Below are 15,159 nucleotides of genomic sequence, written 5' to 3'. Positions count from 1 at the left end.
TTCACATTACTTTGGTCAAGCCGATCGTCCGGTCGATCACGATCAAAGCCGCGACCGCGAGCACGATGAAAATAACGGAGATCGCATTGACGGACGGATCGAAAGTCTGATCGATATAACCGAAAATGCGCACCGGAACCGTGATCGTTCGCGGCGACGACACGAACAAGCTGATCGAGACTTCGCCGAACGACGTCACCGCCGAAAAGATCGCGCCCGCCACGATGCCGGGACGGATCAGCGGCAGCGTGACCCGCCGAAAAGTCGTAACCGGTCCGGCGCCCAGGCTCATCGAAGCCAGTTCCAGCTTCGGATCGAGGCTGGATACGCTGACCCCGACCGTGCGAATGACATAAGGGAACGCGACGACGATATGCCCGATCACCAGACCCCAGATCGAGTTGATAAGACCGAGCGTCGTCAATTCGTACAGCAGCGCGATGCCCAGGACGACCTGCGGGATCATCAGCGGCGACAGCATGAACGATTGCAGCGCCTGCTTGCCCCGGAATTGCAGGCGTCCGAGCGCATACGCCGCGCCCGTGCCCAAAATGACGGTCAGCGGCGTGACGATCAGCAGCAGCACGATGCTGTTCCATAACGCGCTGTGCCATTGGCGGTTCGTGAACAACGCTTCGAACCAGCGCACCGAAAATCCTTCCGGCGGAAACTGCGGATACTCCTGCGGGCTGAACGCCGACAAAAAGATGACGAGCACCGGCAGGATCAAAAACAGGTAAACGAGCAGGCCGGCCGCCCAGATCGCGATCGTCAGCGGGCTGATGCGGCGACGTTTGCGGGAACGGGGAACGGAAGTTCCGCCGTTCGCGGAGATTTTGCGTTCAGACATCTCGCATTTTCCCCTCCCATCGTTTGGATACCCAACCGGCCAAAGCGACCACGGCGCCTACGACGACGAGCAGCGTGATCGACATGGCGGCGGCGAGCGGCAGGTTGAACACCTGCACGGCCTGCTGGTAGATCGCCAGCGGCAGCAGCGGTTGAAGCCGCCCCCCGACCAGCAGCGGAGTGATGTAACTGCCCGCGGCCAACGAGAACACGATAACCGCGCCCGACAACATGCCCGGAACGGTCAGCGGCAGCGTGACGCGGAAAAAGGTGCGGACGCGCCCCGCGCCCAGGATCATCGAAGCCCGGCGCAGATTGGGCGGGATTTCGCCCATCGACGTCGCGAGCGGCAGCACGGCGAACGGCAGCATGACCTGCACGTACGCGATGATGACCGCGTTCATATTCCATAGCAGCGACAGCGGTTGGCGGATCAGATGCAGATTCATCAGCATTTCGTTGATCAGGCCGTTTTGCGCCAGAAGCACGATCCATGCGAATGTGCGGATTACCACGCTGGTCAGCAGCGGCGACACAAGCAAAATATAAAAGAACGTGCGCAGCCCGCGACTGGGCGTGCGAACCAGCAGATACGCGGCCGGATACGCCATCAGCACGCAGATCGTCGTCGTGATCAGCGCCATCCACAGCGTCGAGCCGATCGTGCGCGCATAAGCGGACGTCGTGAACACCGTGACGTATTGCGAAAAGCTGTACGTCGGCAGCACGGTCAGCAGGCTGTCGACGTCCCGGAAGCTGAGCACGAGCAGCATCGCGAACGGAACCACCAGAAACAGGGTCAAAAACAGCAGCGAAGGCGAAAGCAGCAGCCACTGGAACGTTTTCCGACCCGCTCCTTTGCTTTTGCGCCGCGTAACGGCTGGCGTTGCGCCGGACCGGCTCATAACGGATTCTCCCCGGGCAGGATCGGAATCAGATCCTGCGCGCTCCAATGCAGGTCATAGAACTGTCCGGGTTCCGGCAACGACGGAAACTCCGGGTCGGACGCGTGCACGGTCAACGAGCCGCGCCCTTCCAGTTCGAACTGCACGCGCATCATACTGCCTGCGTAACTGACGCCGCTCACGCGGGCCGGCGTGCGGTTGGCGCCCGCTTCCCGGCCCGGAGCCGAGACGCGGATACGTTCGGGACGCAGCATGAACAGCGTCTCGCCGCCGGGCGAAGCGGCTTCGGCGGAGCTTCCGCCGTCCGCCGCCGACGGATCGAAGTCCAAGCGCAGCGCGCGGCCCTGAGCCGTCTCCAGTTCGGTCGCGGCGTACGCTTGCGCGCCGCCCAAGCCCGTGTCCCCTTGCAGCGGCTTGGCCGCGATCAGGTTCACCTGGCCGATAAATTCGGCGACGAACCGGTTGGACGGGCGGCGGTAGACGTCGAGCGGCGTGCCGAGCTGCTGCAAGCGCCCGTCGCCGAGGATACCAATCCGGTCCGACAAGCTGAGCGCTTCTTCCTGATCGTGCGTCACCAGCACGGTCGTGACGCCCGTTGTGCGCTGAATATTTCGTAGCTCGGTCTGCATGTCTTTGCGCAACTTGGCGTCCAGATTGCTCAGCGGCTCGTCCAGCAGCAGCACGGCCGGACGTACCGCCAACGCGCGCGCGATCGCCACGCGCTGGCGCTGCCCGCCGCTGAGCTGGTGCGGCATGCGCGAAGCGTAAGCTTCGAGCTGGACGAGCGCGAGACTTTCGCGCACGCGCTCCGCGATGTCTTTGCGCGGCATTTTGCGGATGCGCAAGCCGTACGCCACATTGTCGCTGACCGACAGATGCGGGAACAGCGCGTAGTCCTGAAACACCATCCCGATCTCGCGGCGGTAAGGCGGAAGGCCGGTCACTTCCCGGCCTCCGATCCATATGCCTCCGGTCGTCGGTTCGAGAAAACCGGCGATCATGTTCAACAATGTCGTTTTTCCGCAACCGCTGGGCCCGAGCAGGGAGAAAAACTCCCCTTCCCGGACTTCCAGATCGACATGGCTCAGCGCCGTCTGGTCGCCGAACGTTTTGCTGATTTCTTCAATGCGGATTCCGCTCATTACTGCCCACCGCCCAGCGCCTCGGTCCAGCGGTTCGTCCAATCCGCAAGATTCGGCGTGGCTACGGCGTAATCGACCCAGGTCAATTTCTTATACGCTTCTTCGCCGACTTGCACGCGTTCTTTGAGCGAATCGCTGTATTCCACGTTTTTGTTGGTCATGCCGTACAGCGACAGATCGGAGAACTTCTTCTGCACGTCGGGGCTGGACAGATAATCGACCAACTTGTAGGCGTTGGCGAGGTTCGGGCTGCCTTTCGTGACCGTCCAGCTCGCGACGGCCGCTACCGGACCGTCTTCCGGATACGCGAATCCGACATCCAGACCGCTGTCGGCCATCGCGAAGGTACGGCCGTCCCACATCGGCACGATCCAGGCGTCGCCGCGTTCCAGCAACGTCTGGATCGAACCGGCGTTATCCGGGAAAGCGACCGCGCTGCTTTTCAGCTCCGCCAGCTTGGCAAACGCTTTGTCCACGTCGGCCGTATTGTCGACGGTTCCGCCGAGCGCTCCGACCAGACCGGAAAAGAATTGCAGGCCCGCCGAATACGTCGGCGACGAAATCGCGACATGGCCTTTGTACTCGTCGTTCCACAGATCCGTCCATTTGGTCGGAGGCGTCGAAACGAGGTCTTTGCGGTAAGCCAAGCCGAGCTGCCCCATGCTGAATCCGGCCGCGTAGACTTTGCCGTCTTTGGTGAAGCGTTCTTCGACCGACGGATACAGATCGGCCAGATTCGGCACGTTGGCCGTATCCAGCGGTTGCAGCAAATCGGACGCGACCGCGCGTTCGATCGTATCCGGTTGAAGCACCAGCACGTCGTAGGCCGGATTATTGCCATTGGACGCTTTCAGTTTCGGGAACCATTCCGCGTCCGTGCCCGCGACCACTTCCACTTTGATGCCCGTGTCTTTTTCGAACTGGTCCAGCGCGGCGGCGCGGATATTTTGTTCCCACGCGCCTCCCGATACCCCGATGACCACCGTATCGGTCGCTTGCGGCTCGCCGCCGGACGCGCTATCGGATTCTCCTGCCGCTCCGCAGCCGGAAACCGCCAGTGTCAAACTCAAAGCCAAAGCGGAAAACGACCATTTTTTATTCAAACGCATCATTAGTATTGCCCCTCTCTTTTTTGACGCGCGGAGCAAGCGCCGCCGCTCCGGCGTTTTACGTTTTTCGTTGATATATCGTTCGTTGAAACAATCCGCTCGTCAATCATGCGGCTCGATTGCCGAGCGGGCGCGTTTCCGTCAAGATCAGCGGCTGCCCGCCAACGACTCCCAGATCGCGGCGACTTTGCTTGCGTCGAGCGCCGTTCCCGGATACGCCGACGCAGCCTCTTCGTGCACCCGTTGTTTGCGGGCGGCACGCTGCGTCGGCGGAAGCCTGTACAGCAGCAGCGCCAGCGCGTCGCTCGCTTCCGGCGTCCAGACGTCTTCGTAAGCCAGCCGGGCTTCGCCGAAATCGATCTTCGCCCGGTAGCGCTCCGCGGCAGCGGCCGACGCGTTGCGTTCGGCGGCCAGGCGTCCGCGCAGTACGGCGGTCGCGCCTTCGTCGGTTTTCCAGCTTGCGCCTTCGCGCCGAAGCTCGACGCCGTACTCCGATTTTGCGGCTTCGGGCGCGATCAGCCCCGCGTTAACGTCGTTCTCGACCGACGCCGTTTCGCGCTGAAGCGGATTGCCCCAACCGCCGCCGCCCGGCGACAAGATGCTGACCACGTCGCCCGGCTGCGGCGCCAACACGCTGATCTTCGACAGCTCGCGTTCCCGGTCGGTGCCCGGATTGAGCACGACGCGTCCGAGCGCGCCCGCCGATCCTCCGGCGAGTCCCCACGGATGGAAACGAAGCCGCTCCATGCCCCGGGCCGTCACCAACGAGTTGTCGCGCACGATTTGGAAATCAAGCCGGATCGCCTGGCCGCCGCGGCTTTTGCCCGCTCCGGCCGTGTCCGGCAAAAATTCGTACCGTTTGACCAATATGTCGATATGCTGTTCCAGGCTTTCGATCGGCGTGTTTTTGAGAAACCCGGAAGCGTGGTCGATGCCGTCCGCTCCGTCCATATCGCTTTGGCCGCCGCCTCCGCCGCCCATCGGCTGCACGACCGCCATGTTGCGGCTGCCTGTCTGTTCGTCCGGCGTGGACAGCACGACGATCGCCGACTGCCCCGCGCCCGCCGCCGGAATCCGGTCGGGTATCGCTTGCGCCAGCGCGCCCAGCACGACGTTGTACATGCGCATCGTGATCGTGTGCCTGACGCCGACGGCCGCGGGATAGACCGGATTCACCAGCGTCCCGACCGGCGAGATCACGGAGATCGGCCGGGTGATCGCCCCGTTGACCGGAATGAACGGATCTTCGCTGATCATGAAATTGATCAGTCCCTGGTACAGGAACGAGTGCTTTTTGCCGTTGGTCACCAGATTGAACGCCGTCCGTACCTGCGGATCGGACTTGGTGAAGTCGATCGTGATGTTCCCATCTTCCACCGTCAAATCGACGGCGAGCCGTACCGGCGTGTCCGACAGCATATCGTCGTCCAGATAATCGGCGAAAGCGTACGTGCCGTCCGGAATTTGCCGGATCACGCCGCGCGCCCGCGCTTCGCCCTGATCCATCAAATCTTCGATGCTGTCGCGGACCGCCTGCGTCCCGAATTTGCCGATCAGGCCGAGCATGCGCTGTTCGGCCGTATTGACCGCGGCGACCATCGCATGCACGTCGCCTTCGTTCAAGCGCGGCACGCGGCTATTCGCGTTCAGGAACGTATACACGTCTTCGTTGCGCTCGCCGCGCCGGTACAGCTTGACAGGCGGAATGCGCAGCCCTTCCTGATGGATGTCCGTCGCTTCCGGGGAGATGCTGGACGGAACCAGCCCGCCCACGTCGCTGCAATGCACGAATGCCCAGGCGTAAGAGATCAATTCCCCGTCCGCGAAAATAGGTTTGAATACGTGCACGTCGGGCAGGTGCGTCGCCAATCCGTCCGTCGTGTACGGATCGTTGGTGATCACGATATCGCCCGGTTCCAGCTTGCCGACCGACTCCACCGCTTTCGCCACGCTGAGGCCGAGAAAGATCGTAACGCCCACCGTTTTCGGGTAAACGAAAAATTCGCCGGAAGGCGCCGCCAGCGCCGTGGCAAAATCGGCGGATTCTTTGACGAACGTCGTGAACGACGTCCGTTCGATGATATGGCCCATGCCGCCCGCGATCGCGTTGTAATAACTGCGCATGATTTCGAGCGTGGCCGGATCGGTTCTCATGCCTTCGCCTCCTTTTCCAAAATCAGATTGCCCCCCGCGTCCGTGCGGCCGCCCCAACCGGGAAGCACGACGATCGTCGTATCGTCCTGTTCCACGATCGCCGGGCCCGAAATCGCATGGCCCGCCAACAGGTTGCCGCGCGCGTAAATCCGCGCTTCGTATTCCCGGCCGTTCAGCAGCACGTTGCGCACGCCGGAAGCTTTGGCTTCGCTTGGCGCCGCCGGAATGGATTGCGCGTCCGGCTTGCGGACATGACCGACGATCCGGGCGCGCAAATTAATCAATTCGATCTGCGCGCCCGGATCGCTGTGTCCGTACTGGCGGCGGTGCAGATCGTGGAAGCTTGTCTCCAAACGGGAATAATCGCCGTCTTGCAACAATTCCGGCGGGATCGGCAATTCGATCTCGAACGCCTGGCCTTTGTACCGGGCGTCCAGCGAATAGAACAGCGTGCGTCCTTCCAGACCCGGCGCGTCCTGCGCATCGAGCCAGGATGACGCGGAACCGCCCAATGCGGCGTAATGGCCGCCCAGTTCGGCGAAAGGCACGTCGGCGGCCATCCGTTGCAGCGACAATACCGCGTCATGCGCAAAATCGGCGCTCAACGCGCCCAGCGCGCAAAGCGTGCCCGGCTTCGGCGGAATCAGCACGCTGCGCGCCTGAATCTCTTCGGCCAGGAAATTGGCCGTTACCGGTCCGCCTCCGCCGAAAGCCAACAGGCTGAATTCGCGCGGATCGAACCCGTGCTGCTCCATGACGGCGCTCAGCTCGGCATACATGTTCGCGATGGCGACCTGAAGCATCCGGTCCGCCGCGGCGCGCGCGTCCGTGCCCAGATGCCGGGCGATCGGCTCCAGCGCCCGCAGCGAACGGTCGCCGTGCAAGCGCACGTTGCCCGCCGCGAACCGGTCGGGATTCAAATAGCCGCAGACCAGGAACGCATCGGTCAGCGCCGCCCGTTCTCCCCGCCCGTAACAAGCCGGACCGGGATCGGAACCGACGGATTCCGGGCCGACTTTCAACAGGCCGCCGTTGTCGATCCAACCGTAAGAACCGCCGCCCGCTCCGACCGAATACATGGATACGGCCGGAAGCGGAATCGGCAGGCCGGCCAGATGATTGCTTTGCGAAAAGGTCGGCTGTCCGTTTTCGATGATCGAAATATCGGCGCTCGTTCCGCCCATATCGAACGTAATCACGTTGTCGATACCGGCCGACTTCGCGGCTTGCACCGCTCCGATCACGCCGGCCGCCGGGCCGGAGAACAAGGTGCGCACCGGGGCTTCCGCCGCGGAGCGGATATCCATGATGCCGCCGTTGGATTGGGTGATGAAAGGCGTGCTGGCTACACCCGCTTCATTCAAGCGCTCTTGTAGCGTACTAAAGTATTTTTGCACGTTGGATTGAATATACAGGTTCGCCGACGTCATGACGGCGCGCTCGTATTCGCGCATCTGCGGCCACAGCCCGGAAGAAGCCGATACGTCCAGCCTGCCTTCGCTCCACCGCGCGATCAACTCGGCCGCGCGGCGCTCGTGCGCCGGATTTTTGTAACTGTGCAAAAAACAGATCACGACCCCGGTCGCCCCGCTGCCGAGAATATCCGCCACGGTGCCGCGCAGCCGTTCTTCGTCCAGAGGTTCATGGACGCTGCCGTCGTGCAGCAAACGTTCCGACGCGGTGAATACCCGCTCGCGCGGTATCAACGGCTCCGGCAACCGAGAACGGAAATCGTACGGAACCGGCAACCGCAAACGCTGCAAATTCAATATGTCGCGGAAGCCTTCGGTCACGAGCAGGGCGATCTTCGCTCCGCGGCGCTGCAACAGCGTATTCAGACCGATCGTCGTCCCATGCACGAAATAACGGATATCCGAAGGATTCACGCCACGCTTTTTCAACGCTTCCAGACCGTTCGCGATCCCTTGCGCCGGATCTGCCGGCACGGTCGGAGTTTTGAGCGTGATCGTTTCCCCGCTGCTTTGTTCCAACAAGGTCAGATCGGTAAACGTTCCTCCGATATCAATCCCAAGCCTCCAATTCTGGCTGTCCAATAGAATGTTCCTCCCGTATATCGAAAAAATTGATGAATACAATGATTAATTATACTAACTTTATCGGAATTATAGTTCATTTGAAGTAGGTATACAACTTTTTTTCATGATTTTTCGTCAATTTTCAACATTCCGTATCAAAAACAAAAACCGCGTACGCGACCCCGATACTCGGTTTTCGCGAGCATCGGGGTCGGTAAACGGCTTATCGATTTTTCTTTTGATTGATTTCTTTTTTTACAACCGAGGATCGATCTCTTTCTCCCCCGCCACTTCGAACAGCAAATCCGACGCCGCTTCGCGGTATTGCGCATGGTCCGGCGAAATCTCGTCGATCGGCACGTTCAGCATGCGCTGCCCCAGCTTATGTTCCGCGATCGAAGTACGCAGCTTGCGCTGGATGCTTTTTTGCTTGAGCAGCTTGGCGTATTTGTGCGGGAAACGGTAATCGTAGCCGTAAACGATCGTCAGGTAATCGGGGTTGCGGATCTTCATGTTCGGCGCGACGCCTTCGGCCGGAAGCTCCGGCTTGACGACGACGCCTTCCATGCCGCGATCCAGTGTAAGCTTGCTGAAAAAGTCAGCCGCCTGCTCATAAGCATCTTCCGCCGACAAGTCGAGCTTCAATGCCTCGTCGTCGGATAGCCATGCGTACAACTCCGACTGTTTGCGTGCCTGCCCCGGCAGCTCCTCCCGACCGTCTTCGTACACGATTTTGAGCAGGCCGAACGGTTTGTACTCCGCTTCGCCTTCACCCGCATACAGTCCGAGCTGGCGGTCGTACACGGCGTAGGCTTCTTCATGCGCATCCAGCGGCATACGCGCTTGGCGGATATCGTGCACGTATTTGTAGTTCTGGTAAGCGCCGTTGCCGTATTTGTCGATCAGCTTGCTTTTGGAATCGTGAATCCGGTCGCGCGCGAACCCGCTGTTATCGTAATCTTCGCTTAGACGGTCGAGCGCCTGTTCGAAGCCGTGTTCGCGCAGGAACGCCAGCTCGCTGCCCAGCGCCGCGCCGATCGGACGAAATTGACGCTCGATCAGCCCTTCGCCCAGCGTATGCCACGGCATCAGTTCTCCGTCGAGGATCAGGATGGCGATACCGTTCCGCTCCATATGCTCGCCGAAACGCTCCAGCAGCTTTTTATACACCGGCGTCAGATCGACCTGCTTGATCTTGTAACCGTTGCGGCTGACCGCGAAGCTGTCTTCCACTGTTCGATGCAAATACAGATTACAGCGCGAACCCATATATTTCGGCTGCAAAATGACTTCGTTCACGCCATTTCCCCGGAAATAATCCAGCCCGCGGCGCAGCGATTCCAATTCCTCCGCGTTCATGTCTTTGTCCGAAGGCGACATGGTTCCGGAGATGAAATTGATCTTGTGCCGCGAAATGTACCGCAATCGGCGCACATCGTCTTCGCTCAGCTCGCGCGGCTGAATACGTCGTTCTTGCCGGAACAACGTCGACAGCTCGTCGGGTACTGCGGCCGCGGCCGATTTATGCGATTTGAAAAACGGCTTATAGCCCATGCTGACCGAAGTCAGCAGATTGCCGTGAACCGCGCCCGTGTCCAGATGCAGCTTGTTGCGCAGACGGAACGCTTGCTTTGCCGCCACGTGGCCGAACAGATGGTACGGATGGTTGCCGACCGCGTCGCGTTGCAAAAAGGACAACTGTTCTTCTTTCGGCACGTCCGGCAGTAGGCGGAACGTGCGTTGATGGCGCTGCGCATAGTTGTCGAACTTGCCGATATATTTGTTTTCGCACGGCGCATGGGTCACGTAAAAAGACGGCTGCCCTTCGCCCACGCCGATCCGGCGGTAAAAGGTACAGGACGCTTCGGCCAACTCGTCGAACTTGGCGCGCAGCGCTTCGTCTTGTTGCAGCGTCGGGATCGAATCGAAATAACTGTCCAACACTTCGCCGTCCACGCCCGCGATTTCGCCGCGCAAATATTTGTAGACGAAGTTTTCGTGGTTGCCTTTGACGAACAAAAAATGCTCGCGGTTCTTATGCAAAAATTCGATAATGTCGCGCGTCCGTTTGCCTTTGTCGATCCAGTCGCCTGCGAGAATAAACTTCGTCCGTTCCAGCCGGTCCGGCAGCAGCAGGCGGTCTTCTTCCAGCTTGCAGCCGTGATCGAGCAGCAGTCCATGCAGCGCATCCACGCTTTCGTGCACGTCGCCGATTACGATATAATCGCGGTCGCGCGGCAGGATGCTGTCGATATACTCCGCTTCATTTTCGACAATAACGGAGTATTCGGTACGTTCATCCGATTGAAGCGCGGCTGTAGAATATATATTCGGCTCATCCGCTTCCAGCAAGGCCGCTTCTCCGAAATCTTTCGCTTTGATCCGGTGTACCGCGTCATACTGCTCTTTCGCCAACACCGGAAGCACGTCTTTTTTCAACCGATTGATATGGGTCGAGATCAGCCGTTTGGAGCGTTCGGACGCGTAATAATCGCTGCGTTTGCGGTAATCGAACACGACCGCTTCCACGCGGTAATGGTTGGCTTTGGCGATCGCGCGCACCTGCTGCCGGAAGTCTTCGGACAACCCGGTCGTATCGACGATCACGAACTCCGCATTGATCGGAAACGTCGTCGCCAGCTTCAACCGTTCGAACAACAGCGCAAACGTCTGCTCGCTCGCTTCCAGCATCACCGAATCGTATTTGTCGTAATCATACCCGAGCAGCTCCTGCCGAATCCGGTCGGACGCCAGCAATTGAACGTTGCCCTGCAAGCCGCGTTCTTCGTTTTGCAAACGCAACTTCGGTAGCAGGACGCGTTCGGCAAACGTCGTTTTTCCGCATTCCGTCGGGCCGACCAGCATCAGCACCGTATGCACTTTCGTGCGGATTTCCAGCGTTTTAGGCGTGGATTCGCTCATGGGTTTCTCCTCCTTTTTCCGTGGATGCGGTCTTCGCTTCTTCCTGCACGAACAATACGCCCTGGGTCGTCGAGACGTCGTTCACCCGGTCGCCGATCTCCAGCCATTCGCTGTGCAGTCCTCGCGCTGCAACCAGACTTTCGATCCACGTACGGAACTCCGCCTGCTCCATTTCCCAATCGTGATCGTCGTGCCGCATGCCTTCCAACTCGTAAAAACGGTTGAAGTCCGCATTCGGCGTCGTGATCACGAAACGGTCGAAGTCCACCTTGTCCAGCACCTGCCGGATCAGCGCCGCCGCTTCTTTTTTGCCCATATGCTCGATCACTTCGGTCAGAATGACGTCGACCTGCTCGCCGTTGTAGGTGTCCAAAAACAGTTCCAGCGAAGCGAACGGGATCAGGTTGTCGAGTTCTTTGCTTGCGGCTTTGCGTACGGTCTGCTCCAACACTTCTTCGTTCACGTCGATCGCATAGTAGTTGTAGTCTTCCTTGATCTGCCCGGCGTAAGGAATCGCATAAAAGCCTTCGCCGCAACCGATATCGAGAATAGATTTGTCGAACGATAGTTGCCCGGAAATGACGCTGCGCCGCTGATAAGCCGTACCGCCGAAATCGAACGCGATCTTGTAACGCTCCGTCCGTTCCAGCTCTCCCACGTATTTACGGAACCGCGAACGGGAGCCGAGAAAATTGCGAACGAAGAGGCTGCGGATATAAAACGGCGCGTCGATGATGTTCACGCTGCGAATATACTTGTCCAGAATCGCGTCACTGACATCCAAAAACTCTTTGCCGAACATGGACAAGAACAAAAACAATACGCTTGCCGCGTGCAGCAGATAATGAAGATTGCGGTCGGTCGTCATTTTCAGCGAGTAGCTTTTGTGGGCCAGATGCGTTAATTCAAAATCAATATCCGGTAAATGCTTGGCGAAAAAGTGAATATAGCGGTCGCGCTCGATATGCACCATATTGATGAACAGCGTCGCGGTTGCCCCGTCCGTATCGCGTTCGTCGGGCTTGAGCGGATGCGAGAAAAACTCATTGATCGCATTCAGCGGAAACAGCGGCGTGTTATAGCGGGAGACGTTCAGATACTCGAATTCTTCCAGCTCGCTGCGTTTGTAGGAAACTTCGTTGTCCGCGTCTTTGAAGTATACGTTGAACGTCTGCGGATCGCTGTACCAGCCGTAGGCCAGACCTTTGCGGATCGGACGGATCAACATGCCGGTCGACGGATTTTTGCGGATTAAAAAAGAAAAATCGGGATGGGTCGAGCTTAGTTGGACAATAGCCATATCGTTCTACGTCTCCTTCCAGGCCGCTCGCAGTACGGAAATAAATAACGGATCGAGACGATCATCGACCGACTGTCCGGTATCCGGCATACGCGGGGCTTGCTGTTCATAATAAGAAATTTGAGTTTCCAGATATTGATTAATAACCTCAATACGGGGTTCCGCTTTCAATTCGATGCCGGATTTTTTGCGCTCCAGCAATTCATCGACGGCCGTTCGGAGTTCGCCGGGTTCAAGCAACGTGTCTTTGAGCGTATCGAACGCCATCGGCGGCAGGCTTCCGAAACGTTCGATCCAGGCGCAAGCCAGCAGCGGACGCAGCACGTAAAAATACTTTTTGCTGCGCACCGTGTCTCCTTGCAGATAGTCCCGGTAATTGCCGCGCGCCATATGCAGATAATGGAACGTGCAAGCTTTGGCGGAAAAAGACGGAGCGGATAGGCTGCGAATCTCGTTCGTCGCTTCCGGCATCTCCCGATACACAATCGGCGATTGCAGCCATTCGAGCAGCGGCGGATTGCTTTTGCGGAACAACCGCAACGCTTTGCGCAGATCCCAGCCGTTCACGTCGAGCAGATCGCTGATCGGCCGTTCGATCACGTCGCGCCGGTCGAACACGGACAGATACCAGTCCGGCTCATGCACATACAGAAAACGTACGTCATAATCGCTGTCTTGCGAAGGGAATCCCCATGCCCGGCTACCGGATTCGCACGCGTACAGGATACGCACGTTTTCTTCGCGTTCGATACGGGAGAGTTCGGATTGGATGTTTGTTCGTTTAATCTTCAACCCCTCCGGGCAAGAAGATTAAACACGCGCGCGCCAAGCGACTCTTTTGATTCGAAGAAACTCTTTTGACTGGATCTCTTAACCTCTTCAACACTTCATCACTCCCAAATTTCAACTACCTTCATTCTCCCCCATCCCCTCTCCCCGTTCCAGGGCAAAAGTATGGCGACGCCTCTCCAAAAACGCAAAAAAGCCCCGAACCGCCAAACGGTTCAGAGCTTTTCACTCCCTAATTTCCGGGTTGATCCTTCATATCCCAAAACATTTTCCGAAAAAACTACTCGGCTTTCACAGCTGTTTCGCCTGTTACTTTCGCGCCGTCTTCAAGCTTGAAAGCGTCCAGTTGTTCTTGCGTCGAGAAGTACAGGTTACCTTCAACCGTAGCGTCCACCACTTGGAAACCGTCAGCCGTTACGTATACGTCGCCTTTGAACGTGCCGCCTTGAATACGTGCGTTTTCGCTGTTTACCGTCAGTTTTGGAGCGGTCAGTGTATAGCGTGCCGTTACGTTGCGGTCAGCATCTTGTGCATACAAAGCGATTTTGCGTGCAGGCTCATCTTTATTTTCGAATTGTCCGTCCAGAACCAGATCCTGATCGATCGTCATGTCGTTCAGAACCGCGATGATCCATGTGCCTTTGGCGCTGATTGCGTTCAGGAAAGCGTCGTTGTCGTTGACGATCGAAGCGGTCGTTGCCGCATCCGCAACCGGAGTATCTGTTGTTGCCGGAGTTTCTGTTGCTGCCGGTGTTTCTACCGTTGCCGCGTCATTGCTTCCGCATCCTGCCAAAAGTGCAAATCCCAATACCAGACCCATGCCTACTGCTGCTTTTTTCATGTGTAATTTCTCCCCTTATGAATAGTTTCTCTTTACTTTGTTCAATATATCACAATGTCCGGTTCAATAAAGTAATATTTTTCACAAAGTTTTATCTATTTTTTGAACATCACAAATTTCAGGCGAGTATAACATATAAAAAAAACCGGAATTCGTCTGTTTTGCACGGATTCCGGTTCAGTATGGGCAACAGGTATCACGTATATAGCGCGTTCAAAATCCCTTTCAGCTCCGCTGCGGCAAGCTGCCCGGGTGCAGATGCGTTTTTCGCCGCTCCGAAAGTCAGTGCAGAGCCGAATGTTCCTCCTGCGACTCGACTGATCACGCCCGCCTTATCCATCGACATTGTAATGATAGGCCCCTGTTCCTCGGAACTAACCTCGTAGGTTACCGCCAGCAGCGTCAACACATCTCCCGGATGCCGAGGCATCACTGCAATCTTCGGAATATCGGCGCCAAGCCCATGTGCCCGCCGAAGCCGAGAAGCCAGCTCCTCATGCGAAGGCGTCGCGTCAAAATCATGATTCGATACGATCGAAACGGCACCCGTGCGGCGAACCTCGGCTGTTAATTCGCGTACGATCTCGTCCCCGGTAAAAAGTTCGATATCGATCACATCCGCATGACCGGAAGCCGCTGCTTCGCGATTCAGACGGGTATATGCTTCTATCGTCAATTCCCGCTGTCCGCCTTCACGGGCACTACGGAACGTAAAGATCAACGGAATGTCTCCCAGCAAACTCCGCAGCTCGGCCAACTCTTCCAATACGGCCTCAATCGAATCCACCTCTGCGAAAAAGTCCACCCTCCACTCCGCAAAATCCAGATCGATCGTACGCAGCAGTTCAGCCTCCTCACGCAGTTCTTCCCGCGTTCGCCCGGTCAGCGGAACACAAATCTTGGGCATCCCTTCTCCCAAACGAATCCCTCTGACTTCCACAATGCGACTCATTCCTTTTTGCTCCTTTCACCAACGATCTACCTTATATTGATTCTTCTACGGTAACGCATATCCGCGTTAATTACCAGAGAGAGTTACAAGGTGTTTTCAACGCTCAAATTACAGAAAGCGGTCCTGCCATGCAAAATCGAATCAAAGAATACCGCGAGCA

General features: G+C 57.9%; 11 protein-coding genes. All 11 read right to left on the bottom strand.

Translation table 11 applies throughout. The features are described 5' to 3' along the window. Position 1: 1 nt before the first annotated feature. The 11 genes from WKI47_RS24245 to aroD all read right to left on the bottom strand — a co-directional run bounded on the left by WKI47_RS24245 (position 2) and on the right by aroD (position 14,999). Positions 2-850, bottom strand: coding sequence for an ABC transporter permease (locus tag WKI47_RS24245; RefSeq protein WP_340229776.1), 849 nt, complete (start codon positions 848-850; stop codon positions 2-4). Then, on the bottom strand, positions 843-1,754 hold the full coding sequence (locus tag WKI47_RS24240; protein ID WP_340229775.1) for an ABC transporter permease: 912 nt from the start codon (positions 1,752-1,754) through the stop codon (positions 843-845). The genes WKI47_RS24245 and WKI47_RS24240 overlap by 8 nt, the downstream gene beginning before the upstream one ends. Next, the gene (locus WKI47_RS24235) at positions 1,751-2,896 is read right to left on the bottom strand and encodes an ABC transporter ATP-binding protein (RefSeq protein ID WP_340229774.1); all 1,146 of its coding nucleotides are present in this window, start codon (positions 2,894-2,896) and stop codon (positions 1,751-1,753) included. Before WKI47_RS24235 ends, WKI47_RS24240 begins: the two co-directional genes overlap by 4 nt. After that, on the bottom strand, positions 2,896-4,008 hold the full coding sequence (locus WKI47_RS24230) for an ABC transporter substrate-binding protein (RefSeq protein ID WP_425355506.1): 1,113 nt from the start codon (positions 4,006-4,008) through the stop codon (positions 2,896-2,898). Before WKI47_RS24230 ends, WKI47_RS24235 begins: the two co-directional genes overlap by 1 nt. A gap of 144 nt (positions 4,009-4,152) precedes the next feature. After that, on the bottom strand, positions 4,153-6,159 hold the full coding sequence (locus WKI47_RS24225; RefSeq protein ID WP_340229773.1) for a hydantoinase B/oxoprolinase family protein: 2,007 nt from the start codon (positions 6,157-6,159) through the stop codon (positions 4,153-4,155). Then, positions 6,156-8,213: a hydantoinase/oxoprolinase family protein gene (locus tag WKI47_RS24220; protein ID WP_340229772.1), complete on the bottom strand. Its 2,058-nt coding sequence runs from the start codon at positions 8,211-8,213 to the stop codon at positions 6,156-6,158. The genes WKI47_RS24225 and WKI47_RS24220 overlap by 4 nt, the downstream gene beginning before the upstream one ends. A 237-nt stretch (positions 8,214-8,450) precedes the next feature. Beyond that, positions 8,451-11,093, bottom strand: coding sequence for an AAA family ATPase (locus WKI47_RS24215; RefSeq protein ID WP_340229817.1), 2,643 nt, complete (start codon positions 11,091-11,093; stop codon positions 8,451-8,453). A 4-nt stretch (positions 11,094-11,097) separates the two neighbouring features. Then, on the bottom strand, positions 11,098-12,417 hold the full coding sequence (locus WKI47_RS24210) for a class I SAM-dependent methyltransferase (protein WP_340229771.1): 1,320 nt from the start codon (positions 12,415-12,417) through the stop codon (positions 11,098-11,100). Between the two features lie 6 nt (positions 12,418-12,423). Continuing rightward, on the bottom strand, positions 12,424-13,209 hold the full coding sequence (locus WKI47_RS24205; RefSeq protein WP_340229770.1) for a nucleotidyltransferase domain-containing protein: 786 nt from the start codon (positions 13,207-13,209) through the stop codon (positions 12,424-12,426). A 277-nt stretch (positions 13,210-13,486) separates the two neighbouring features. Beyond that, complete coding sequence (locus WKI47_RS24200; protein ID WP_340229769.1) at positions 13,487-14,047, bottom strand: hypothetical protein; 561 nt, start codon at positions 14,045-14,047, stop codon at positions 13,487-13,489. A 196-nt stretch (positions 14,048-14,243) separates the two neighbouring features. After that, complete coding sequence (gene aroD, locus WKI47_RS24195; RefSeq protein WP_340229768.1) at positions 14,244-14,999, bottom strand: type I 3-dehydroquinate dehydratase; 756 nt, start codon at positions 14,997-14,999, stop codon at positions 14,244-14,246. Positions 15,000-15,159: the final 160 nt, after the last annotated feature.

The organism is Saccharibacillus sacchari (assembly GCF_037722395.1).
GTDB lineage: Bacteria > Bacillota > Bacilli > Paenibacillales > Paenibacillaceae > Saccharibacillus > Saccharibacillus sacchari_A.
The sequence above is the reverse complement of the archived record's forward strand: the minus strand, read 5'-3'. Positions and strand labels throughout refer to the sequence as shown.

Coding starts and splice junctions, on each gene's coding strand:
- WKI47_RS24225 (WP_340229773.1), bottom strand. CDS start 6,159: ATGAGAACCGATCCGGCCACGCTCGAAATCATGCGCAGTTATTACAAC.
- WKI47_RS24240 (WP_340229775.1), bottom strand. CDS start 1,754: ATGAGCCGGTCCGGCGCAACGCCAGCCGTTACGCGGCGCAAAAGCAAA.
- WKI47_RS24210 (WP_340229771.1), bottom strand. CDS start 12,417: ATGGCTATTGTCCAACTAAGCTCGACCCATCCCGATTTTTCTTTTTTA.
- WKI47_RS24230 (WP_425355506.1), bottom strand. CDS start 4,008: ATGATGCGTTTGAATAAAAAATGGTCGTTTTCCGCTTTGGCTTTGAGT.
- WKI47_RS24235 (WP_340229774.1), bottom strand. CDS start 2,896: ATGAGCGGAATCCGCATTGAAGAAATCAGCAAAACGTTCGGCGACCAG.
- WKI47_RS24200 (WP_340229769.1), bottom strand. CDS start 14,047: ATGAAAAAAGCAGCAGTAGGCATGGGTCTGGTATTGGGATTTGCACTT.
- aroD (WP_340229768.1), bottom strand. CDS start 14,999: ATGAGTCGCATTGTGGAAGTCAGAGGGATTCGTTTGGGAGAAGGGATG.
- WKI47_RS24245 (WP_340229776.1), bottom strand. CDS start 850: ATGTCTGAACGCAAAATCTCCGCGAACGGCGGAACTTCCGTTCCCCGT.